The sequence below is a fragment of the Pseudomonas aestuarii genome, assembly GCF_027988105.1.
Taxonomy (GTDB): domain Bacteria; phylum Pseudomonadota; class Gammaproteobacteria; order Pseudomonadales; family Pseudomonadaceae; genus Aquipseudomonas; species Aquipseudomonas aestuarii.
Window position 1 is genome coordinate 634,807 of the sequence record NZ_JAQJZJ010000002.1, and the last position, 20,676, is coordinate 655,482.

At 61.7% G+C, this 20,676-nt stretch carries 22 protein-coding genes and 1 pseudogene; 9 read left to right on the forward strand and 14 right to left on the reverse strand.

From position 1 onward, the window contains the following. Positions 1 to 6 precede the first annotated feature (6 nt). A complete protein-coding gene (locus tag PH586_RS06890) occupies positions 7 to 423 on the forward strand; it encodes an anti-virulence regulator CigR family protein (RefSeq protein WP_271347008.1) in 417 nt (138 codons plus the stop codon). Here PH586_RS06890 and PH586_RS06895 read toward each other — a convergent pair. The 5 genes from PH586_RS06895 to PH586_RS06915 all read right to left on the reverse strand — a co-directional run bounded on the left by PH586_RS06895 (position 393) and on the right by PH586_RS06915 (position 4,249). Then, the gene (locus PH586_RS06895; protein WP_271347009.1) at positions 393 to 1,091 is read right to left on the reverse strand and encodes a cupin domain-containing protein; all 699 of its coding nucleotides are present in this window, start codon (positions 1,089 to 1,091) and stop codon (positions 393 to 395) included. The genes PH586_RS06890 and PH586_RS06895 overlap by 31 nt on opposite strands. 11 nt (positions 1,092 to 1,102) lie before the next feature. Then, positions 1,103 to 1,993, reverse strand: coding sequence for an EamA family transporter RarD (gene rarD / locus PH586_RS06900; protein ID WP_271347010.1), 891 nt, complete (start codon positions 1,991 to 1,993; stop codon positions 1,103 to 1,105). Then, positions 1,993 to 2,865 carry a carboxylate/amino acid/amine transporter gene (locus PH586_RS06905; protein ID WP_271347011.1) on the reverse strand — a complete coding sequence of 291 codons (873 nt, stop codon included), beginning with the start codon at positions 2,863 to 2,865 and terminating at the stop codon, positions 1,993 to 1,995. The genes rarD and PH586_RS06905 overlap by 1 nt, the downstream gene beginning before the upstream one ends. A 311-nt stretch (positions 2,866 to 3,176) precedes the next feature. After that, the gene (locus tag PH586_RS06910; RefSeq protein WP_271347012.1) at positions 3,177 to 3,776 is read right to left on the reverse strand and encodes an FMN-dependent NADH-azoreductase; all 600 of its coding nucleotides are present in this window, start codon (positions 3,774 to 3,776) and stop codon (positions 3,177 to 3,179) included. 158 nt (positions 3,777 to 3,934) lie between these two features. After that, positions 3,935 to 4,249 (reverse strand): 3-phosphoglycerate kinase, encoded by a 315-nt coding sequence (locus tag PH586_RS06915; protein WP_271347013.1) that lies wholly within the window; start codon positions 4,247 to 4,249, stop codon positions 3,935 to 3,937. An 85-nt stretch (positions 4,250 to 4,334) separates the two neighbouring features. On the opposite strand from PH586_RS06915, the gene PH586_RS06920 reads away from it, so the two are divergent. The 4 genes and pseudogenes from PH586_RS06920 to PH586_RS06935 all read left to right on the forward strand — a co-directional run. Further along, positions 4,335 to 5,261, forward strand: a complete 927-nt coding sequence (locus PH586_RS06920) for a LysR family transcriptional regulator (protein ID WP_271347014.1) — start codon at positions 4,335 to 4,337, stop codon at positions 5,259 to 5,261. Between the two features lie 12 nt (positions 5,262 to 5,273). Further along, on the forward strand, positions 5,274 to 6,074 hold the full coding sequence (locus PH586_RS06925; protein ID WP_271347015.1) for an alpha/beta fold hydrolase: 801 nt from the start codon (positions 5,274 to 5,276) through the stop codon (positions 6,072 to 6,074). Positions 6,075 to 6,359: 285 nt separating this feature from the next. Beyond that, positions 6,360 to 6,914, forward strand: a complete 555-nt coding sequence (locus PH586_RS06930) for a peptidylprolyl isomerase (protein ID WP_271347016.1) — start codon at positions 6,360 to 6,362, stop codon at positions 6,912 to 6,914. Positions 6,915 to 7,163: 249 nt separating this feature from the next. Continuing rightward, positions 7,164 to 7,382 (forward strand): annotated as a pseudogene (locus tag PH586_RS06935) (hypothetical protein); the annotation flags it as partial. 20 nt (positions 7,383 to 7,402) lie between these two features. Here PH586_RS06935 and PH586_RS06940 read toward each other — a convergent pair. From PH586_RS06940 to PH586_RS06965, 6 genes are all read right to left on the reverse strand, one after another. Beyond that, a complete protein-coding gene (locus tag PH586_RS06940) occupies positions 7,403 to 8,527 on the reverse strand; it encodes a GNAT family N-acetyltransferase (protein ID WP_271347017.1) in 1,125 nt (374 codons plus the stop codon). A gap of 90 nt (positions 8,528 to 8,617) precedes the next feature. Further along, entirely contained in the window at positions 8,618 to 9,886 is a 1,269-nt protein-coding gene (locus tag PH586_RS06945; RefSeq protein WP_271347018.1) for an OprO/OprP family phosphate-selective porin, read from the reverse strand. Positions 9,887 to 10,270: 384 nt separating this feature from the next. Continuing rightward, entirely contained in the window at positions 10,271 to 10,714 is a 444-nt protein-coding gene (locus PH586_RS06950) for a hypothetical protein (RefSeq protein ID WP_271347019.1), read from the reverse strand. Positions 10,715 to 10,835: 121 nt separating this feature from the next. Continuing rightward, positions 10,836 to 11,069 carry an anti-sigma factor family protein gene (locus PH586_RS06955; protein WP_271347020.1) on the reverse strand — a complete coding sequence of 78 codons (234 nt, stop codon included), beginning with the start codon at positions 11,067 to 11,069 and terminating at the stop codon, positions 10,836 to 10,838. Beyond that, positions 11,063 to 11,674: an RNA polymerase sigma factor gene (locus PH586_RS06960; protein WP_271347021.1), complete on the reverse strand. Its 612-nt coding sequence runs from the start codon at positions 11,672 to 11,674 to the stop codon at positions 11,063 to 11,065. Before PH586_RS06960 ends, PH586_RS06955 begins: the two co-directional genes overlap by 7 nt. Further along, positions 11,674 to 12,795: a beta-ketoacyl-ACP synthase III gene (locus PH586_RS06965; protein WP_271347022.1), complete on the reverse strand. Its 1,122-nt coding sequence runs from the start codon at positions 12,793 to 12,795 to the stop codon at positions 11,674 to 11,676. The genes PH586_RS06960 and PH586_RS06965 overlap by 1 nt, the downstream gene beginning before the upstream one ends. A 463-nt stretch (positions 12,796 to 13,258) precedes the next feature. Here PH586_RS06965 and PH586_RS06970 point away from each other — a divergent pair, with 463 nt between their 5' ends. From PH586_RS06970 to PH586_RS06985, 4 genes are all read left to right on the forward strand, one after another. Beyond that, the gene (locus PH586_RS06970) at positions 13,259 to 15,898 is read left to right on the forward strand and encodes a CHASE domain-containing protein (RefSeq protein ID WP_271347023.1); all 2,640 of its coding nucleotides are present in this window, start codon (positions 13,259 to 13,261) and stop codon (positions 15,896 to 15,898) included. A gap of 166 nt (positions 15,899 to 16,064) precedes the next feature. Then, positions 16,065 to 17,672 carry an FMN-binding glutamate synthase family protein gene (locus tag PH586_RS06975; protein WP_271347024.1) on the forward strand — a complete coding sequence of 536 codons (1,608 nt, stop codon included), beginning with the start codon at positions 16,065 to 16,067 and terminating at the stop codon, positions 17,670 to 17,672. Between the two features lie 86 nt (positions 17,673 to 17,758). Further along, a complete protein-coding gene (locus PH586_RS06980) occupies positions 17,759 to 18,370 on the forward strand; it encodes a LysE family translocator (RefSeq protein ID WP_271347025.1) in 612 nt (203 codons plus the stop codon). A gap of 65 nt (positions 18,371 to 18,435) precedes the next feature. Further along, the gene (locus PH586_RS06985; RefSeq protein WP_271347026.1) at positions 18,436 to 19,158 is read left to right on the forward strand and encodes a substrate-binding periplasmic protein; all 723 of its coding nucleotides are present in this window, start codon (positions 18,436 to 18,438) and stop codon (positions 19,156 to 19,158) included. A 173-nt stretch (positions 19,159 to 19,331) separates the two neighbouring features. On the opposite strand, the gene PH586_RS06990 is transcribed toward PH586_RS06985, so the two are convergent. The 3 genes from PH586_RS06990 to PH586_RS07000 form a co-directional block, all read right to left on the reverse strand. Further along, entirely contained in the window at positions 19,332 to 19,703 is a 372-nt protein-coding gene (locus PH586_RS06990; RefSeq protein ID WP_271347027.1) for a nuclear transport factor 2 family protein, read from the reverse strand. 149 nt (positions 19,704 to 19,852) lie between these two features. Beyond that, the gene (locus tag PH586_RS06995) at positions 19,853 to 20,155 is read right to left on the reverse strand and encodes a cell division protein ZapA (protein WP_271347028.1); all 303 of its coding nucleotides are present in this window, start codon (positions 20,153 to 20,155) and stop codon (positions 19,853 to 19,855) included. Then, on the reverse strand, positions 20,152 to 20,400 hold the full coding sequence (locus PH586_RS07000) for a hypothetical protein (RefSeq protein WP_271347029.1): 249 nt from the start codon (positions 20,398 to 20,400) through the stop codon (positions 20,152 to 20,154). Before PH586_RS07000 ends, PH586_RS06995 begins: the two co-directional genes overlap by 4 nt. Positions 20,401 to 20,676 lie beyond the last annotated feature (276 nt).

Sequence of the window (20,676 nt, forward strand, 5' to 3'; positions counted from 1 at the left end):
AATTGCATGCCCACCCCCTCTCGCATCCTGCTGATCTGTAGCGGCCTGGCCATCGCCCTGGCCACGCAGAGCGCCTTCGCCACGTCGAATAACGATAACCATGGCAAACAGCGCGCTGGTTATGACGGCGACGTCAGTGTCCACGTCAGTGGCCCCACCATCGATATCGGTCGCGTGCGCATCGTGCTGGGCGAAAACCGTCAACTGATCGGCCCAACCAGCTCACTGCCGCCGGGCATCGCCAAGAACCTGGCCCGTGGCAAACCACTGCCACCCGGCATCGCCAAGAACTTCGACGGCCGCGTAGCCAGCCAACTGCCGCGCTATGACGGCTACCAATGGAAGCAGGTCGGCACCGATGTGGTATTGGTGGCGATTGCCACCGGGATCGTCTACGAAGTACTGAGAAACGTACTAGACTGATCCGCTACACCTGTTTCGAGCAGATGGCCAACTTTCACATAAATCAGGCAACCTTCACGGGAAAACGGCGTGTGTGTTGAGCCATGCGGGTTGCGCAGCCAGGTGCCGGCGGGATAATCGCCGAACTCATCCTGGAATACCCCCTCCAGCACCAGAATTTCTTCCCCGCCAAGATGCCGATGGGCATGGAACTCGGTGCCTGGCGCCCAGCGCACCAAGGCCGTGTGCACCGTGGCGAAGCTGGCCAGTGGCAAGACGCTCAACCCCGGCACCAGGCCTGGCTGCCATTGCGCCCGGTGCGTATCGATACGCAGCGCTTGCTGATCCTGCGGCGGCTGGTAGCACAGCTTGACGAACAACAGGCAGCCAGCGGGACTGGACGGCGCATGGCTGCTGCCGGGCGGATTCTTCAGCCAGTAGCCGGCAGGGTAGGAGCCATGTTCATCGACGAAGACCCCTTCGAGTACCAGGATTTCCTCGCCTCCCGGATGCTCATGGCTGCGGAACTGCGAACCCGGGGCATAACGCACGATCGAGGTGGCGCGCCCGCTTTCCGCGGCGAAACGTTCCAGCGGACGTCGCTCGACGCCCGGCAACGGTGAGGCCTGCCAGTCGATAGTCCGGGTATCGAGCACCACGCGCTCGGCCAGGTCCGCATTAATCTGCATATTGCCTCCTCTCATCTACGCCGCTGCTTGATCAGCAGCCGCGCACTGTCCCAGCCAACCAGCAGCACCGCCAGCCAGATCGGCAGATACGTCAGCCACTGCTGGGCATTGAAGCTTTCGCCGAGAAACAGCAGCGCCACTAGAAACAGCAGCACCGGCTCGACATAACTGAGGATGCCAAACAGCCCCAGCGGCAACAACCGGCTGGACGCCATCATCGCGGCAAACGCCAGGGCGCCGAGCAGGCCCAGCCCTGGCAGCAGCCACCACAACTGCGGCGCCTGGGTAAACACCGCCACCGGGCCCCAGGCCACGATCAGCCACACTGCCAAGGGCGCCAGCACCAGCATTTCCAGGATAAACCCGGACAGGGCATCCAGGCGCATCCAGCGGCGCAACATGAAATACGGCGGATAACCCAGCGCGGTGACCAGGGTGACCCAGGAAAACGCCTGCAGGCGCCACAGCTCATGCAACACACCGAGCAAGGCACAGCACACCGCCAACTGCTGCAACGGGCGCAAGCGCTCGCCATAGAACACCCGCCCGGCCAGCACCATCGCCAGGGGCAGCAAAAAGTAACCCAGCGACACATCCAGCATGCGCCCGGCCAGCGGTGCCCAGACAAACAGGGCCCACTGCACGCCAATCAACGCCGCCGCCAGCGGCAAGGCCGCCAGCAATAATGGCTCACGGCGCAAACGGCCGATGGCCACAGCCAGCACCGTCCATTGCCGGGCCACGGCGACCAGCAGCAGCACGGCCGGAATCGACCAGAGCACCCGCTGGGCGAACACCTGCAGGCCGTCCAGCGGCGCCAGTTGCTGCACATAGCCGGGAATCAAGGCAAACAGCATCGACGCGCCAATCGATAGCGACACGCCACGGCCGGACAGCCTCATCACACGCCCTTCGCCACGAGTGCCTGACGGCTGCCGAAGCGCGTCAGCAGCAGGGAGCTCGCAATCACCGCCCCCCCCAGACTCAAGCGCCCCAGATCGGCATCACGGTTCCACAGCAACAGATTGACCAACAGTCCTGCCGGCACCAGCGCGTTATTCATCACCGCCAGGGTGCCGCCATCGACCAGGCTCGCCCCCTTGTTCCACCAGTAAAGTCCAAGCCCGGATGCCAGCAGACCGAGCCAGACCAAGACCCCCCACTGGATCGCGCTGGAGGGTAAGCGGGCGGCATTGCCGAACAGCAAAAAGGCCGGCAAGGCGACGGCCAGCGCGCCCAGATAGAAGTAACCGAAACGCCGGTACTGCGGCATGTCCGAAGGATGTCGGGCCAGCAGATGCTTGTAGAACACCTGCCCGGCGGCAAAGGTGGCGTTGGCGATTTGCAGCAGGAAGAAGCCGGCATAGAAGTCCGTGCCGAGCTGGTCATAACGAATGATCGCCGCACCCGCCACCGCGACCAGGGCGGCGAGCAAGGCCCAGGGATTGAAACGCCGATTGAACGCATCCTCGATCAGGGTCACGTGCAAGGGCGTGAGAATGGTGAACAGCAGCACTTCCGGGACCGTCAGCAGGCTGAAACTCAGGTACAGGCAGACATAGGTGACACCGAACTGCAGCGCGCCGATCAGCAGCATGCCGCGCATGAACGCTGGCGCCACGCCGTGCCAGCGGGTCAGGGGCAGAAACACCAGGCCGGCGATCAGCACCCGTGTCAGCACGGCAAAATAACTGTCCACCTGGCCGGCCAGGTACTCGCCGATCAGGCTGAAAGAAAAGGCCCATAACAGGGTCACGAACACTAGATAACGCATGGCCACCTCGCAGCTGGCCGGCGACCTTAGCCTGTCGTGCGGTTTCGAACAATCGCCGCGCCACCGGCACAAAAAAAAACCGGCCGACCGTCAAAGCGATCGACCGGGCACATGCGCCCCAGGAGCAAAGGGACGCCAAGGGAGCTGCCTGTTACTTGAACACTAGCAGGCCGTTGAAAACCTGGCGAACGACGCCGGGACCACGGCGTGGATTCGAGTCTGATTGACTCGCCTGGCTCGCCCTGCGGGCCAGCCTTGAACTGTTACTGCACTTCGCCAGGCGGCATCGCCGCATGGCCGAGCACGGTCTATCAGGCCACTTGCGCCACTTGCGCCTTGGCCTCGGCCAGACCTTTTTCCATGAACTCACCGCCCAGATTGAGGCCTTCGGCGTGGATGAAGCTCACCTCGTGGATGCCGATAAAGGCCAATGCCTGACGCAGGTAGGGTTCCTGATGATCCATGCTGCCGCCGGCGTAGATACCGCCACGGGCGGTCAGGACGAAAGCACGCTTGCCAGTGAGCAGGCCCTGCGGGCCGGTTTCGGTGTACTTGAAGGTGACGCCAGCACGCAGCACATGATCCAGCCAGGCTTTCAGGGTGCTGGGGATGGCGAAGTTGTACATGGGTGCGGCCAGCACCAGCACATCGGCAGCCAGCACTTCATCGGTGAGGGTGTTGGACAGGGCCAATGCACGTTGCTCGGCGACACTCTGCTGGTCGGCCGGGGTCATCCAGCCCCCCAGCAGATTGGCGTCCAGGTGCGGCACTTGCTCGACTGCCAGGTCGCGCACCTGGATTTGATCGGCTGGGTGAGTGGCTTGCCATTGGGCAATGAATTGCTCGGTGAGCTGACGGGAAACCGAACCTTGCTGGCGGGCGCTGCTTTCGATTACCAGAATATTGGACATATTTTTTGCTCCATCGAGGGGATTGGTTAACGTCGATGGAGCAAAGAGTAGAGACACACCTATCGATTAAAAAGCGCAAATAACCGCCTTTACCTATCGGTAAAATTGATTTATCAAACACCACGCACTAGGATCGCTAATGTCCCTGTCATCGGCAGTCATTGCAGGCTACAGGTCAACTGCACGCGCAGCTTGATGATGCTGCGGGCGAACTTTATCGTCAGGTTGCTGCTCTGCCCCGGCGCCAAGACTACTTTGCGCGAGCGCGGCGCCTCGGGGCCGTTGCGGAACACCCCGGTGCACTTGGCCTGCGTCTGACCGTAGTTGTAGAGCAGCACGGTGCCCATGTTGTGATCGATTTCCTGGGTCGTGACCGACACTTCGGCACCGTTGAGCTGTTTTTCCACCTCGATCGGATAAGCGAAAGCAACCAGCGGCATCAGGGCGATCAGGGCACAGCAAAAAATTTTCATGCGGCAGTCTCCAACAAGGGGCTGCCAGTTTAGGGCGAGTTCGTCCCACTGTGCACCCAACGACTCGCGTGAATAGGAGAGGATAATGAAAGCGCCCCGCGTGACCCTCGATCAATGGCGTACTTTGCAGGCCGTAGTCGATCAGGGTGGCTTTGCCCAGGCCGCCGAGGTGCTGCATCGCTCGCAATCCTCGGTCAGTTACACCATTGCGCGGATGCAGGAACAACTCGGCGTGCCATTGCTGCGCATCGACGGGCGCAAGGCCGTGCTAACCGAGGCCGGCGACGTGCTGCTGCGCCGTTCGCGGCAACTGGTCAAGCAGGCCAGCCAGCTGGAAGACCTGGCCTACAACATGGATCAGGGCTGGGAGGCCGAGGTACGCCTGGTGGTTGACGCCGCCTACCCGACCGCGCGGCTGATCAGGGCACTGGCCGCCTTCATCCCGCAGAGTCGCGGTTGCCGCGTGCGCCTGCGTGAGGAAGTGCTCTCGGGCGTAGAAGAAGTACTGTTGGAAGGCACCGCAGACCTGGCCATCAGCAGCCTGGCCATGGTCGGCTACCTGGGCCATGAACTCAGCGAAGTGGAGTTCGTGGCGGTCGCCCACCCCGACCATCAACTGCACAAGCTGCAACGCAAGCTGACCTTCGAGGATCTGCAGAACCAGTTGCAGGTGGTCATACGCGACTCCGGGCGCAGCAAGCCGCGCGACGTCGGCTGGCTGGGTGCCGAGCAACGCTGGACGGTCAGCAGCCTGTCGACCGCCGCCCACTTTGTCAGCAGCGGCCTCGGCTTCGCCTGGCTACCGCGCCACCTGATCGACCGCGAGTTGAGTAGTGGCATACTCAAACCCCTGGCCCTGGTACAGGGCGGCAGCAACCACCCACGCTTCACCCTCTATTGCCACAAGGACAAGCCCCTGGGTCCAGCCAGCCAGATTCTCGTTGACCTGATCAGGAACTTCGACGCTGCCCCCCTCAATGCACCCTTCGCCGCCCCCCAATCAACCAGCTGACAGGAACCCCCCATGTCCTACTACGATAATGATGGCTGTCAGTTGCACTACGAAGTGTACGGCCAGGGCGCGCCGGTGCTGCTGGTACACGGCTTGGGCTCAAGCACCCGCGACTGGGAATACCAGATCCCCGAACTGGCTGCGCACTACCGGGTGATCGCCATCGACATCCGTGGTCACGGTCGCTCGGACAAGCCGCGCGAAAGCTACAGCATCGCCGCTTTTGCCCAGGATGTGCGTGCACTGATCGAGCACCTGGGGCTCGACAGGGTGCACCTGGTGGGCATCTCCATGGGCGGCATGATCGGTTTTCAGTTGGGCGTCGACCACCCCGAACTGCTAAAGAGCCTGTGCATCGTCAACAGCGGCCCTGAAGTGAAGGCGAAAAACCCGTTCGAGTACCTGGAAATCGCCAAACGCTGGGGCCTGTCGCGCCTGTTCAGCTTGGAGACCATCGCCAAGGCACTGGGCAACCTGTTGTTCCCCAAGCCCGAGCAAGCCGAACTGCGGCGCAAGATCGAAGAGCGCTGGCCAGAGAACGACAAGCGCGCCTACCTCGCCAGCCTCGACGCGATCATCGGTTGGGGTGTACGCGAACGCCTGGCGCGCATCACCTGTCCTACACTGGTGATCGCCGCCGATCACGACTACACCCCAGTCGCGCAGAAAGAGGCCTACGTCAAGGAAATGTCCAACGCGCGCCTGCTGGTGATCGAAGATTCGCGTCACGCCACACCACTGGATCAACCGCAGCGCTTCAACAGCAGCCTGCTGGCCTTCCTCGAGGAAGTCGAACAGGCTAGGGTCTGTTGACGTTTCAAAGCGAGCCGCGTTGCCGCGTAAAATCTCGCCAGGCAAGGCGCGGGACGCAGGGAATGGTATTCCCTTGCCAAGTCCCGCAACGCCGCATGGCGAGATTTTACGCGCAACCCTATGGGACGGGACCATTTTGGCGCAGCACGGCGTTACTCGTCGCTCATGTGGAACAACCACACTACGCTCATCGCGCCTTGTTCTGCGCCAAAATGGTCTCCGTCGCGGCCGCAACGAAACGTCAACAGACCCTAACCCCACTGCCCTCAACAAGGATCAACAACCATGCTGAAAAAACTCGCCCTTGCCGCCTGCTCCGTACTGTTTGCCAGCTGCCTGATGGCTGCGGAGAACCCGAAAGTGCTGCTGACCACCAGTCTCGGTGACATCGAAATCGAACTGGACGCGGAAAAAGCGCCGATCAGCGTGGAAAACTTCCTCGCCTACGTCGACAGCGGTTACTACGCTGGCACCCAGTTTCACCGGGTGATTCCGGGCTTCATGGTGCAAGGCGGCGGCTTCGATGCCAACCTGCAGCAGAAGCAGACCCGGGCGCCGATCAAGAACGAAGCCGACAACGGCCTGCACAACGTGCGCGGTACCCTGGCCATGGCGCGCACCCAGGTGCGCGACTCGGCCACCAGCCAGTTCTTCATCAACCACAAGGACAACGCCTTCCTCGACCACGGCTCGCGCGACTTCGGTTACGCGGTATTCGGCAAGGTGGTGCGTGGCATGGAGGTGGTCGACAAGATCGCCCAGGTACCGACCAGCACTCGCGGCGGCCAGCAGAACGTACCGCGCGAAGTGGTACTGATTCTCGAAGCCAAGCGCCTGTAACCCATGGGCGGCGCACAGCCGCCAAGGTTCAGCCGCCCACGATGCTCGACAGCAGCCGTCTGCGCCCCTGCGATGGCCTTCACCCTGCGGCATTGCCCGCCAGTCGAGCGTCTACGGCTTGAGGGATAGAATCAGTATTCTTACTCCTGCCAAGGCAGGTTGCCTGAGATGCTGTTTCGCCGCTTCGAAGCCCTGATCGACGTCTTCAAGGCCAACCCGGACGCCGCGTTCTTCGACCAGTATCAAGGCGAGGTCGAGGCGGTGATCCAGGAAAGCCTAGATACCCTGATGGAGGGCAAGACAGTGATCGCCATCGTCCACCGCCTGTCGGCCATCGCGCGCATGCACCGCCTGGTGGTAATCAACCGGGGCCGCCTCGTCGAAACCGGCAGCCACCGCCAGTTGATCGAACGCGGCGACCATGGAACTGGGCGCCGCATCACCCGTAGGAGCGGGGGGGACGCCTAGTTCCATGCCCGCGAAAAACCTCAGCCCTGCCGATACGGCAACAAGCCACGCGCCTCCTCGGCGTAGCCCCGCACGCCTACCCGCTCCTGTTCGAGAAAGTCGGCCACCGCCGCGCGCAAGCCCGGGTGGCAGAGGTAGTGCCAGGAGTGGGTGATCACCGGTTCGAAGCCGCGGATCAACTTGTGCTCGCCCTGGGCACCGGCATCGAAGCGCTGCAGCCCCTGGGCAATCGCATACTCCATGCCCTGGTAGAAACAGGTCTCGAAGTGCAGCCGATCGAACTCCGCCAGGCAGCCCCAGTAGCGGCCATACAAACTATCGCCACCGATCAGGCTGAACGCCATGGCCACCGGCCTGCCACCCTGGCGCGCCAGCACCACGCGGATCATCTGCGGCATCCGCTCGGCCAGCAAACTGAAGAACGTTCGGGTCAGATAGGGCATCTGGCCGCGCACCCGGTAGGTATTGGCATAACACAGGTAGACGAAATCCCACTCGTCCTCACTGAGCTGATGCCCTTCGCGCCAGTCGAATTCAATGCCCTGCCCCGCCACCTGCTCACGCTCCTTGCGCATCTGCTTGCGCTTGCGCGAGCTGAGGGCATCGAGAAAATCCTGGAAATCCCGGTAGCCGCGGTTGCGCCAATGGTATTGGCAACCGAGACGCTGCAACCAGCCGTCACGCCCCCGCAGCAGCGCATCATCGGCCGCGCTGGTGAAGTTGATATGCAGGCTCGACAAGCCCTGCTGCGTCAGGCTGGCGCTCAGCTCATCGAGCAATTGCCCGGCGGCGAGCGGATCGCCGAGCACACGCTGACCGCTCACCGGCGAGAAGGGAATGGCGCCGAGCAGTTTGGGGTAATAGTCGATGCCCGCACGGTGACAGGCATCGGCCCAGCCATGGTCGAACACGTATTCGCCATAGGAATGGCTTTTCACATAGGCTGGCATGGCCGCCAGCACCCGTCCCTGGCCGTCCTGCAGCACACGATGCGCCGCCTGCCAGCCGCTGCGACCGCCCACGCTGCCGCTGTCTTCCAGCGCCGAGAGGAAGGCGTGGCACAGAAAAGGCTGCTGATCGATGCGCAAGGCATCCCAGCGCGAAGCATCCAACTCGCTCAGCGAGTACAAGATCGATATAGGCATGGCCGCAGTCTGGCCTGTTGCCCTGACGAAAAAAAGCCCCGCACGAGGCGGGGCTTGAAGGGAGCAACGTTATCTTACTGATCGATTCACTTAGAAAACGTACTGCAGGCGCATGCTTACGGCATCGCCATCATCGCCGTTGTTGGCATTGGCGATATTGTCGCTGTCCGCCATCAGGTAGTTGGCGGAGACTTTCACCGCGTCGTTGGCATACCAGTTCACACCGACAGTGTGGATCTTGGCCTTAGTGTCCACGAAGCCGCTTTCTTCAGCCTCGATATTGTCGTAGCGATATACCAGCTCCCAGGCACCCATCTGCTTGTCGGCCGGTTTGATGCTGTCGAACTTACCGCCGTCCAGCTTGTAACCGCGGGCTTCACCGGTCAGGGTGTAGGCCAGCTGTACGTTGTAACCAGAGGCTTCGCGGTCATTACGCAGCGAGCCAGACTTGGCATCGATGTCGCGACGCAGGTATTCGCTCTGGACGGAGAATGGTCCCATGGCGAAAGCGGCTTCCAGACCCCAGACATTGTCGCCGTCGAACTCGCCAGCGACTGCAGGTGCGAAGTCCGGACGGTTGCCGTTTTTGCTGTCTTCGGTGGTACCACGCACGTTCATACGCGAGCGCACACGGCCATCGAAATCTTCGGTAGTGCGTTTGGCGTAGTTGACGCCAAAGTGCAGTACGTTACCGGCCTCGGCCATCGGCGCGATTACACCGCGCAGGTTGTAGGTGTTGTTGTTGTCGCCGTTAGCGTCTTCGTTGCCCTTGGCGCGATTGATACCGGCCGAGCCGTAGAACAACTCGCCAGCCACACCGCTGACCTGAATGCCCATGCCATCCTGCTTATCGTTGACCCAGTCGGCCAGGTCATAGATGGCAGAGCGTTCGATGGTGCTGATCCACTTGGAGCTGGTGGCTTTTTCCAAGCCGAAATCCGGGTCGAAGCGACCGATTTTAACGTTGACCGGCTTGAAGCCTGTGTACGTGACGGAGGCTTCATCCCACTTGCTCGAACCGTTTTCACCGAAGTCGACGTTGAAAGCGTATTTCCAATCCTTGTAGGCAGTACCAGAAATTTCCAGGATGGCACGACGGAAGTAAGCCTCGTTGGCAGTCTTGCCGTTCTTGGTGTAGATGCCGTCGAACTGGTCGTAATCGGCCTGCAGACGGCCGCCCAGCTTGAAGCTGAATTCCTTGTCGGTAGTGGCTACTTCCAGGCCGCCCTTGGTCTTGACCACGATATCGGCGCCGTCGGTGGTGACGGTACCAGCGAAAGCCTGGGCGGAAACGGCCAGAGCCAGGGCGCTGGCTGCGAAACCGGCCATTGTTCCACGGAAGCTGTGCTTACGGATCATCGAAGATTCCTCTAAAAGACGTTTAGTGTTGAAAACACCCGAGCGATCGCGCTCGTTCGTGCTGCAGGGAATCTTGGCGACGGGTTATGTCAGCGCGATTGCTGATATATAAACTTTTGATGACAGTGGAACTTTTTTACTTCGAATATCTATAAGCAGAAATAGATGCTCCCGAGTACCGAAGGACGAATTTCTACAGAACAGGCTGTTCTTGTGGCAGGGGCTTTAGCCGCGAAAACGGCCAGGGGAACGCCATCGCTCTGGCGCAAACAACATCGCATTGCCGGCGACGAGTGACACGGATCGTGGATTTCTCGAGGTAATTGCTCAGAACGATGGGGGCTAGGAGACGGCAGCAGTAAGCGAGCGCTTGCTCACAAGCTGTCAGCTCCCAGGCTTGGCGCCACGTGCGGCAATCCGCCCGTACCAGGCCTCCAGCACTTCGCTGCGTTCGCCGGACGCCACCCGCAGCAGTTCGCGCCGCGCCTGCGCCCGCTCGACACCATGGAGCTGCAAATAGGCGAGCAGGTCGTCGAACAGCCGCCGCCGGCTATGCCCGGACGCCGAGTCGTCGCGCCGCGACAAGCAGTTGACCAACAGGGTGGAGCCGCATACGCAGTTCCGGAAGACCTCGACCAGCGTTCCCTCTTCGTCGTCGTAGACGGCCTTCAGGCCGGTGATATCAGGGCGAATCGCCTGGGTCTGCTGGAAGTAGTCCGCCTCGCTGGCAAATTCCCGCCCGCAACTGCGACAGCGCTTGGGAAAACTGTCGCCACTGAGCGCCCGGAGACCGGCGAACCAGACATCGTGGCTGGTAATTGGTGACATCCAGCGCTCCCAGGTCGAAAGGGTAATGTTGCCATCACAGCATAGGCACTGACGCCAACCGCGCTGGCTGGCATGGCCCGAGACTGCAATCAGATACGGACACTCATTTTTTCAGCCCCGATCAACGCCGCGTGCGAACCTCTTCGGCCAGCCGTGCAGCCAACTCCTCCAGCTCGGGAATGGCGGCATCCGGTAACGCGCGCAACACCCGCTGACTCAGACGCATCTGTTTGATAAAGCGCCTGCAGCGATAACACATGGCCAGATGCATCTGCACCGCAAGACGCTGGCGCAGACTCAACTGGCTATCCAATAGATCGCTGGAGTTCGCCACCAACTCCTTACAACTCAGCATTGGCCGGTCTCCTCGAAATGCTCCAGGGTGGCGAACACCTTCAACCGTGCCCTATGCAACAACACCCGGACATTAGAGAGCGATATCTGCAAAAGATTACAGATCTCCTCCAACTCCAGGCCTTGGCGCTCGCGCAGCAGCAAGACGCTGCCCTGCAGCTCCGACAGGCTGGTCAGGGTTTTTTCCAGGCATTCGCGCAATTCTTCCTCCGTGAGCAGTGCCTCCGGCGTGTCCTGATGCCAGGCAAACGGTTCCCGCAACCAGTGGCCGTCGTCCGCGAAGCGCTTCTCGCCAACTGTTCCGTGCGGTCCCGGCAGATCGTCCAGCAGCACTTCTCGACGGTTGTGCTTGAGGCGCGTCTTGGCGGTATTGGCCGTGATCGTCAGCAGCCAGGTCTTCAGGCTGGAGCGGCCCTGGAACCCTTTCAGATTGCGCACCACCGCCAGCCAGGCGTCCTGCACCACCTCATCGGCATTGCGACTGCCAACGATGGCGAAAGCCACCGCCCGCATCGCCCCCTGATAGGTAGCAACCAATTCGCGGAAAGCCTTCTCCTCGCCAGCCAGCAGGCGGGCGAGCAGCGCGCTATCGGCCGGGTAGTCCATTAACGCTTACGCAGAATCACGCTGCCGATCGAGTAACCGGCGCCGAATGAGCTGAGTACGCCCAACGCCCCACTCGGCAGGTCGTCCTGATGTTTGTGCAGGGCGATCACCGAACCGGCCGAACTGGTGTTGGCATAGCTGTCGAGGATCACCGGCGCTTCACCTGGCTCGGCATCACGACCGAGCAGCTTGCGAGCGATCAGCAGGTTCATGTTGAGGTTGGCCTGGTGCAGCCAGAAGCGCTTGACGTCGCCAACGTTCAACTGGTTTTCCGCCAGGTGGCTGGCAATCAGCTCGGCGACCATCGGGCAGACTTCCTTGAACACCTTGCGGCCTTCCTGGACGAACAGCTTGTCCAGCGCACCAACACCCTCTGGCGCAGCGCGGTTGAGGAAGCCGAAGTTGTTGCGAATATTGTTGCTGAACTGGGTGATCAGCTTGGTGCTGACGATATCGAACTGGTGCGCGGAGGTGGCCAGGTCGGCCCGCTCGATGATTACCGCGGTGCAGCCATCGCCGAAGATGAAGTGGCTGTCACGGTCGCGGAAGTTCAAGTGACCGGTGCAGATTTCCGGGTTAACCATCAGGATCGCCCGCGCCTGGCCGAGCTGTACGGCGTTGCTCGCGGCCTGCAGGCCAAAGGTGGCCGAGGAGCAGGCCACGTTCATGTCATAGCCGAAACCCTGGATACCCAGTGCCGCCTGCACTTCGATGGCCACTGCCGGGTAGGCGCGCTGCAGATTCGAGCAGGCGACTATCACCCCGTCGATATCCGCAGCGGTCTTGCCCGCCCGCGCCAGTGCTTCCTGGGCGGCGGCGACGGCCATCTCGCAGAGAATGCCCCACTGCTCGTTGGAACGTTCGGGAATCCGCGGAACCATGCGCTGCGGATCGAGGATGCCGTCCTTGTCGATCACGAAGCGGCTCTTGATCCCCGACGCCCGTTCGATAAAGGCGCTGCTCGACTCGATCAGTGCCGCGACCTCACCCGTGGCGATTGCCGCCGCATTGTCCGCATTGAACTGCTGTACGTAAGCGTTGAAGGACTCCACCAGCTCGTCGTTGGAAATGCTGTTCGCCGGTGTGTACAGGCCGGTACCACTGATCACGACGTTGTGCACGGTCATTCCTCTCGTTAATTTGCCGCGCATCGCGGCCATTTATGCATGAGCCCCTGGCCGGCGGGCCATAGACAGAAATCATTGAGTGCTAACGGGCATTATCGCCGAGCAGTAGCACACTCGTTCCAAAGCGCAGAGTGTGCCACAACCGGCTGGGCTTCGTCCCCACGACAGACAGGTGCCTGCAGGGAGCTGCTAACTGCCTCTAAAACGCCCACCCTGGCGGTACTGACTTGTGGTGTGAGTGCTCTTCCGCTAGCTTTCGAGCCATGCAGTGACGCACCCACGGCAACAGACCCTAGCCCCCCGCTAATTTTTCCTTGCGCCCCAACCAGTATATTTCACCCGCTAGAACCAGTGCGCTGCCTCGGATTAATGCTGACCGGCTTGTTTGCATGAAGGCCAAGCTTGAATCGGACGCCACCACAGTTGGATAACCCGCATCAACGGAGCCCTACAGTCTATGCAGACTGCACCCTTTGCCGCCGCGCCCCTGCCTGCGAAGATATTGCTGCTTGCTCTGGCCTATGCCGTAGCAGGCCATCTGGCGCTGATGCTGGCCATTCCGCCGGGGTTCGCCAGTGCCATCTTTCCGCCGGTGGGGATCGCCCTGGCCGCAGTGCTGGTCTGGGGGTACCCCATGCTCGCCGGGGTGTTTCTCGGCTCGACGTTGCTGAATCTCAGCATCGGCTTCGTCAGCTTCGAGCACCTGAGCCTCGAGGGCCTGCTGATCGCCATGGGCATCGCACTCGGCACCTCATTGCAGAGCCTGGTCGGCAGCTGGCTGATTCGTCATTTCGTCGGGTTCCCCACCTCGCTCACCGATGAACGCAGCATTTTCCTCCTGCTCTTTATCGGCGGGCCGCTGGCGTGCCTGATCAGCGCCAGCGGCGGTGCTGGCGTGCTGTACCTGAGCCAGGTCATCACGGCCGCGCAACTGCCCTTCAGCTGGTGGACCTGGTGGGTCGGCGACAGCATTGGCGTGTTGATCGCCACCCCGCTGATGCTCATCCTCTTCGCCCAGCCCCGCGCCCTCTGGCGCAGCCGCGCTGGCAGCGTGGGCCTGCCGCTGCTGATCAGCTGCAGCATCATGGTGCTGATCTTCATCCGTGCCAGCGAAGCCGAGCAGAACAACCTGCGCCTGCGCTTTCACGAACAGGCCAAGATGATGAGTACTACCCTGCAGTTCCGCTTCGAGCTTTACGGCAAGGCAGCCCAGTCCATAGAGCGGTTCTTTTCATCCTCATCTCAAGTTTCCCGGCAAGATTTCGCCCGCTTCGTGGCGAATCTGCCGAGCACCTATCCAGGGATCACCGCGGTGAGCTGGGACCCATTGATCAGCGCCGACCAGCGTGCGCGTTATGAGGCGCAGATGGTTGCCGAAGGCTTTCCAGGGTTCAGCATCAACGAAAACAACGACTCAGACGAGCGGGTTCCCGCCGCACAACGAGAGACCTATGCCCCGGTCACCTTTGTCGAGCCCTTCGCGGCCAACGCCAAGGCACTGGGGTTCGACGTGCTGTCCAAACCACACAGACGCCAGGCCCTGGAGAAGGCGCGCGATAGCGCCAGGGCGGTGATGACGGCACCGATCACCCTCATACAGGACAACGCAGCGCCGCAACCCGGCGTTCTGTTGCTGTACCCGGTCTACAAGGGCGATCCGCCGCTCAGTGTGGGCGAGCGTAACCGTGAGTTACGCGGCTATGCGGTGGCGGTGATCCGGATTGCCGACCTTATTGACAATGCACTCCAGGCCTATCCGGCGGACAGCTTCCAATTGCAGTTGCTCGATATTACCGACGCCACGCCGCAGCCCCTGTATGGCCAAGCCAACGCTAGCTTACCGCCCTATGCGGCAGGTTTGCTCTGGCAGGAGTCGTTTCAGGTGGCCGGGCGCATGTTGCAGCTGTCGATTTCGCCAACCGAAGCCTTTCTGCAACGCAACCATGGCCTGCAGCCATGGGCGGTGCTGGCGGGCGGCCTGTTGCTATGCAGCCTGCTCGGCGGCTATCTGCTGACCATCACAGGGCGCGCCGATCAGATTCGCCATCAGGTCAAACAACGCACCCTGGAGCTGAGTGCCATCCTGGAAAGCGCCGCCGAAGGCATTCTCATATTCGATGAGCAAGGCCGGGTCGAACGCGCCAATCCTGCCAGCAGCCGCCTGTTCGGCTATACCGCCAGTGCGCTGCTGGGCAGGCAGATAGGCGGCCTGATCCCCATGCTGCACCGGCAGTCAGGGGAGCCCTGGGATGACATGCTTGGCAAGCCGCTGGAGGTCACGGCAAACAATGCCGACGCGCAACAGCTGGAACTGGAGATCAGCCTGAGCCGCTATGAACTGCCGGGGCGTCAACGCTATATCTGCATGGCCCGCGACATCAGCGCGCGCAAACAGGTCGAACGCCTGAAAAGTGAGTTCATCTCCACCGTCAGCCACGAATTACGCACCCCACTCACCTCGATCAAGGGTTCGCTAGGCCTGTTGGCGGCGGGTGCTGTGGGCGAGTTGCCGGAGAAGGTGCGCGCGCTGGTCTGCATCGCGCAAAGCAATTCGGAACGACTGGTCAGCCTGGTCAACGACATTCTGGATATCGAGAAGCTCGAATTCAGTCAAACCAGCATCCAGCTCAGCAGCACCGACTTGCGCCCCCTGCTGAATGAAGCGCTGCTGCATAACCAGGGATACGCCGACAGTTTCGAGGTGCACCTCAGCCTGGATGACCAGGCGCTACCGGAGCAGGTACCGGTTGTAATCGACAGCCTGCGTTTGCAACAGGTATTGAGCAACCTGATCTCCAATGCGGTGAAGTTCTCCGAACCACAGAACCAGGTGCAGATATCCGCCACCATCATCGCGCATGAAGTCAGGGTCCAGGTGCACGACTACGGCCCCGGTATCGCCGAGGAATTTCGCGAACGCATCTTCCAGAAATTCGCCCAGGCCGATGGTTCGGACAGTCGCCGTAAAGGCGGCACCGGGCTCGGCCTGAGTATCTGCAAAAACCTGGTGGAACGCATGAACGGCAAGATTGGCTATAGCAGTGTGCTGGGCGAAGGCAGCACCTTCTATTTCACCCTGCCGCTGGCCGAGGTCTGAGCCTGTTTCTTTTCGGTGTGCGACCCGCAGTGAGCACGCCCGATTACCTTATCGCCGCCAGTACGCTGGCCAGGCGTGACCACGCAGCCGAGCGCGCAGCGATCGACGAACGCCCACCCGGCCGTCTACATTGACGCCTCGCCCTGCCTTGCCATTCGGAGCCTGCATGACCCTGTCGCTGCTCAGCCGTTACGCCTTCTTCGCTTTTTGCCTGCTGTTCACCCTGGTCAGCCTGGCGTTGCTGCAGCACCAATGGCTGTGGCCCCTGACCCTGATTGGCGCCGTGCTCAGCCTGATCGGCATCGGCGACCTGTTGCAGACGCGTCATGCGATCCGCCGCAACTACCCGGTACTGGGCAATATCCGCTACCTGGTCGAGAAGATCCGCCCGGAAATCCGCCAGTACCTGCTCGAAGCCGACCGCGAGCAGCTGCCCTTCTCCCGCTCCCAGCGTTCGCTGGTCTACGCGCGGGCCAAGGAGGAAATCGCCGACAAGCCGTTCGGCACCCTGCTGGATGTCTACCAGAACGGCTTCGAGTTCATCGGCCACTCGATACGCCCGGCGCCACTGAGCGACCCGGCCGGATTCCGGGTGACCATCGGCGGGCCGCAGTGCCGCCAACCCTACTCGGCGTCGCTGTTGAATATCTCGGCGATGAGTTTCGGCTCGCTCAGTGCCAATGCCATTCGCGCCCTGAACAAGGGCGCCAAGCTGGGAAATTTCGCTCACGACACCGGCGAAGGCAGCATCAGCGCCTACCACCGCGAACATGACGGCGACCTGATCTGGGAACTGGGCAGCGGCTACTTCGGTTGCCGGACCAGCGATGGCCGGTTCGACCCGCAGCGCTTCGCCGTCCAGGCGCTACAGCCACAAGTGCGGATGATCGAGATCAAGCTCAGCCAGGGCGCCAAACCCGGCCACGGTGGCATCCTGCCGAAGCAAAAGGTCACTGCGGAAATCTCCGCGACCCGCGGTGTGCCGATGGGCGAAGACTGTATATCGCCAGCGCGGCACAGCAGCTTCTCCACCCCGCTCGAACTGCTGCAGTTCATTGCCCAGTTACGCGAACTGTCCGGCGGCAAGCCGATCGGCTTCAAGCTATGCCTGGGTCACCCCTGGGAGTTCATGGGCATCGCCAAGGCCATGCTGGAGAGCGGTATCTTGCCGGACTTCATCGTCGTTGACGGCAAGGAAGGCGGCACCGGCGCCGCGCCGCTGGAGTTCACCGACCATATTGGCGTACCCATGCGCGAAGGCCTGCTGTTCGTGCACAACACCCTGGTCGGGTGCGGCCTGCGCGACAAGATCAAGCTCGGCGCCAGCGGCAAGATCGTCAGCGCCTTCGATATCGCCTGCATGCTGGCCATCGGCGCCGACTGGGCCAACTCGGCGCGCGGCTTCATGTTCGCCATCGGCTGCGTACAGAGCCGCTCCTGCCACACCAACAAATGCCCGACCGGCGTCGCCACCCAGGACCCGCTGCGTCAACGCGCCCTGGTGCCCGAGGACAAGGCCCAGCGGGTGTTCAACTTCCACCGCAACACCCTCAAGGCGCTGGCGGAGATGCTCGCCGCCGCAGGCCTCGAGCACCCGGCGCAACTGGACGCCCGCCATCTGGTGCGGCGCATTTCTGCCAGCGAGATCAAGCTGTTCGCCCAGCAACACGTCTACCTCAAGCCAGGCGAGTTGCTCGACGAGCAGATCGAAGGCAAGTTCTACCAACGGATGTGGAAAATGGCCCGCGCCGACAGCTTCGACGCGGCGCTCTGAGTGCAGCCGCTTGACCGCTGCCCCCGGTATAGCCAGCATCCCCCAAGGCAGGCGCAACACGCGCCCTTCTCTCCCACGGAAACCATATGGCCCTGCACAGCTGGTTACTCTATCTCGCCGCCGTCATCGGCCTGTCGCTGACTCCCGGTCCCAACGGCCTGCTGGCGTTGACCCACGGCGCCCTCTATGGCCACCGCAAGACCCTGTGGACCGTGGCTGGTGGGGTGATTGGTTTCGCCGTGCTGATGGCCCTGTCGATGTTCGGCATCGGCGCCCTGCTGCAGGCCTCGGCCAACGCCCTGAACATCCTCAAATGGATCGGCGGCGGCTACCTGATCTGGCTCGGCATCCAGCTCTGGCGCGCCCCGCCGCTGCACCTCAGCGCCCCTGTTCTGGCAGTCGCAAAACCGGGCCGCGCGCTGTTTCGCCAAGGCCTGCTGTCGGCGCTGTCCAACCCCAAGGTGATCCTGTTCTTCGGCGCCTTCCTGCCGCAGTTCCTCGACCCGCAAGGCGACCTCTGGCTGCAGTTCGCGGTGATGGCCCTGACCTTCGCGGTGGTGGAAGGCCTGGTCGAGTACCTGCTGGCGCGCGCCGCCCACCGTATCCGCCCCTGGCTGGAGCGCAGCGGCAAAGGCTTCAACCGCTGCTGCGGCGGCCTGTTTGCATTGATGGGTGCGGCCTTGCCGATGGCCCGCTAATCTCACCCTTCATTTTCACCATCAGGCGGCCTCTGGTTGCCTGGCAATAAAACGAATATCCCACTATGCGCTGCCTCTCTCTCACCCTGATTCTGTTGAGCCTGGGTATTACCGCCGAGGAACGGCCGTTACGTTTTGCCGTGAGCGAAAGCTGGGCCATGCCCTTGATCCACATTGAGCACGGCCAGGCCATCGGCGGCATTATCCATGACCTGCAACAACGGTTGGCCGAGAGAGTCGGCCGCCGCGCCGAAATGCTAGTGAGGCCTCGCCCGCGCATTCAACAAATGCTGGTGCGTGGTGAAGTCGACGTGCGCTGCTATGTCAACCCGGCCTGGCTAAGCGAGTCGCACCATCAATACATCTGGAGTGTGCCGTTCATGGTCCAGCGCGACCTGCTGGTCGGCCGCAGCCACCAGCAGGTGCAGGTGAGCCGGATGCAGGGCGAGACGATCGGCACCGTACTGGGTTTCACCTACCCCGAACTCGAGCCCTTGTTCGCCAGCGGCCACCTGCGCCGCGACAACGCCCGCACCCAGACGCTGGCGCTGGATAAGCTCAAAGCCAGGCGCTACGACTACGCCATTAGCAACGAATTGTCGCTGCAGTGGTTCAACCGCCAGCAGCCGGCTGGCCATAAACTCCAGCCGCTGCTGGAAGTTTCCGCTGACATTGTGGCCTGTATCGTACGCGACGAACCGGACGTGCCGACCATGGCGGTGCTGCGCGCCCTGGTGCAGATGAGCCAGGCGGGCGAGTTCGAGACCATCCTTTCCCGCTACCGCTGACTCGCCACTGCCATGCCGCCCGGGGGGCCTGCGGCGCACTCGAATAAAAAAATCCAAGACGCCAGTCTTGGCTTTGGCAGGGTGCGAAACCCAGGGCCTGTTGACGTTTGCTGGCAGGCGCGCGCCTGAAGCTAGGGTCATCGCCTGCATCCCTGGTGTTGCTTATTCGTCACCTAAGCATGGTAGTAATACAGCTTGTTGACGATCACCCAGTCTTGCCCGATCTTCAGCAGCGCCAGGTAGTCCGTGAACTTCAGGTCAAAATACAGATCGGTCATCTTCACCGCGGCCGCATCACCCGTTATATCGATGCTTTCCACCTCCCATACTGGCGGGGTAGTGCTCGGGGCCGGGCCTTCGGCCTCGATGGCGGCGATGAAGTCATCCAGCGATAACCACTCCAGATCGCCATGATAGTGGCCGATGATCCGGCAGTCGGGATGGAACGCCTGTCGCAGCCGGTCTTGATCCGCGAAGACCATACCCTCTACATAATTGCGCACCACCTGGTTGATTGCTTGCTTGTCTGTCGTGAGTTCCGTCATAGCTTTAACTCCTGCGCCGCTCGGCACTCTCCAGTGGCCGGCAGTGGGAGCCGATTGACAGCCCCTCCCAGGGCTGGCCAATAGAACAGGCTAGCAGTGCGCCACGATGCAGACGGGCATGCCCCGACAGTCGGCGCTTGTATTTGGCCTCACGCCTGGCGGATCAAACCGGCGATATCGGCGACCCTGGCGCTGACTGCGCCCTCGAGATGCTCGATGTTTTGCCGATGGCGCTGCTCCAGCTCGATCTGCTGCGCACACAACTTCAACGCCGTGAGTACCAACAGGCGCTCGCCGATCAGGGTCGTCGACTGGGCCTTGGTCTCCGCCAGCAGGCGCTTGAGCAGCTGCGCCGACGCGGTCAAATCCGCTTCTTGGCCAACCGGCACCTTGATGCTGTAGTCATTGCCCAGGACTGAAATGACCTGGATCGATGCACTGTCAGCACTCATACGTTAGCCGGGCTCGCCTTGACCGTGGTGCTGCCAGTAGCCAGCTCCACCAGGGCCTGGATGCGCTGGACAGTGGCGCCGTGCAGTTCTTCCTGCTCGATCGCGCTCAACTGCAGGGTCTCGTTTTCATCCTTGATCTGCGCCAGTTCGCTGCTCAATTGCACGTTTGTGCTCTGCAGCGCCTTGTTCGCCTGCACAAGGTCACTGACCAGCTGTTCCAACTGACTTAGGCTATTTTCCAACATATTGATTACTCGAGCTTTTTGGCGGGCCGCCACAATAAAGAAAAGCCCCGGGAGAAGCCAGGTGTCGCCAACCACCATTTTCGACCAGACGTCGCCCCTATCGACAATGCCCCCCTGCCGGAGGTCAGAGCCCTGGAGTCGCCACCCCCGCGGGACCAGCACAATGCACAGCGTGTGAAAATATCGCGCGCCGCAGCGAGACCCACTGCAGTGCTCGCGGCAAGACGCGCGCCGCGAGAAACGCAGGGCAGCTCAGAGAGCTGAATGCTCCTGCTT

Excerpts from the sequence above, each read along its gene's own strand:
- PH586_RS06890 (WP_271347008.1), top strand. The coding sequence starts at position 7 with ATGCCCACCCCCTCTCGCATCCTGCTGATCTGTAGCGGCCTGGCCATC.
- PH586_RS06895 (WP_271347009.1), bottom strand. The coding sequence starts at position 1,091 with ATGCAGATTAATGCGGACCTGGCCGAGCGCGTGGTGCTCGATACCCGG.
- rarD (WP_271347010.1), bottom strand. The coding sequence starts at position 1,993 with ATGAGGCTGTCCGGCCGTGGCGTGTCGCTATCGATTGGCGCGTCGATG.
- PH586_RS06905 (WP_271347011.1), bottom strand. The coding sequence starts at position 2,865 with ATGCGTTATCTAGTGTTCGTGACCCTGTTATGGGCCTTTTCTTTCAGC.
- PH586_RS06910 (WP_271347012.1), bottom strand. The coding sequence starts at position 3,776 with ATGTCCAATATTCTGGTAATCGAAAGCAGCGCCCGCCAGCAAGGTTCG.
- PH586_RS06915 (WP_271347013.1), bottom strand. The coding sequence starts at position 4,249 with ATGAAAATTTTTTGCTGTGCCCTGATCGCCCTGATGCCGCTGGTTGCT.
- PH586_RS06920 (WP_271347014.1), top strand. The coding sequence starts at position 4,335 with ATGAAAGCGCCCCGCGTGACCCTCGATCAATGGCGTACTTTGCAGGCC.
- PH586_RS06925 (WP_271347015.1), top strand. The coding sequence starts at position 5,274 with ATGTCCTACTACGATAATGATGGCTGTCAGTTGCACTACGAAGTGTAC.
- PH586_RS06930 (WP_271347016.1), top strand. The coding sequence starts at position 6,360 with ATGCTGAAAAAACTCGCCCTTGCCGCCTGCTCCGTACTGTTTGCCAGC.
- PH586_RS06940 (WP_271347017.1), bottom strand. The coding sequence starts at position 8,527 with ATGCCTATATCGATCTTGTACTCGCTGAGCGAGTTGGATGCTTCGCGC.
- PH586_RS06945 (WP_271347018.1), bottom strand. The coding sequence starts at position 9,886 with ATGATCCGTAAGCACAGCTTCCGTGGAACAATGGCCGGTTTCGCAGCC.
- PH586_RS06950 (WP_271347019.1), bottom strand. The coding sequence starts at position 10,714 with ATGTCACCAATTACCAGCCACGATGTCTGGTTCGCCGGTCTCCGGGCG.
- PH586_RS06955 (WP_271347020.1), bottom strand. The coding sequence starts at position 11,069 with ATGCTGAGTTGTAAGGAGTTGGTGGCGAACTCCAGCGATCTATTGGAT.
- PH586_RS06960 (WP_271347021.1), bottom strand. The coding sequence starts at position 11,674 with ATGGACTACCCGGCCGATAGCGCGCTGCTCGCCCGCCTGCTGGCTGGC.
- PH586_RS06970 (WP_271347023.1), top strand. The coding sequence starts at position 13,259 with ATGCAGACTGCACCCTTTGCCGCCGCGCCCCTGCCTGCGAAGATATTG.
- PH586_RS06975 (WP_271347024.1), top strand. The coding sequence starts at position 16,065 with ATGACCCTGTCGCTGCTCAGCCGTTACGCCTTCTTCGCTTTTTGCCTG.
- PH586_RS06980 (WP_271347025.1), top strand. The coding sequence starts at position 17,759 with ATGGCCCTGCACAGCTGGTTACTCTATCTCGCCGCCGTCATCGGCCTG.
- PH586_RS06985 (WP_271347026.1), top strand. The coding sequence starts at position 18,436 with ATGCGCTGCCTCTCTCTCACCCTGATTCTGTTGAGCCTGGGTATTACC.
- PH586_RS06990 (WP_271347027.1), bottom strand. The coding sequence starts at position 19,703 with ATGACGGAACTCACGACAGACAAGCAAGCAATCAACCAGGTGGTGCGC.
- PH586_RS06995 (WP_271347028.1), bottom strand. The coding sequence starts at position 20,155 with ATGAGTGCTGACAGTGCATCGATCCAGGTCATTTCAGTCCTGGGCAAT.
- PH586_RS07000 (WP_271347029.1), bottom strand. The coding sequence starts at position 20,400 with ATGTTGGAAAATAGCCTAAGTCAGTTGGAACAGCTGGTCAGTGACCTT.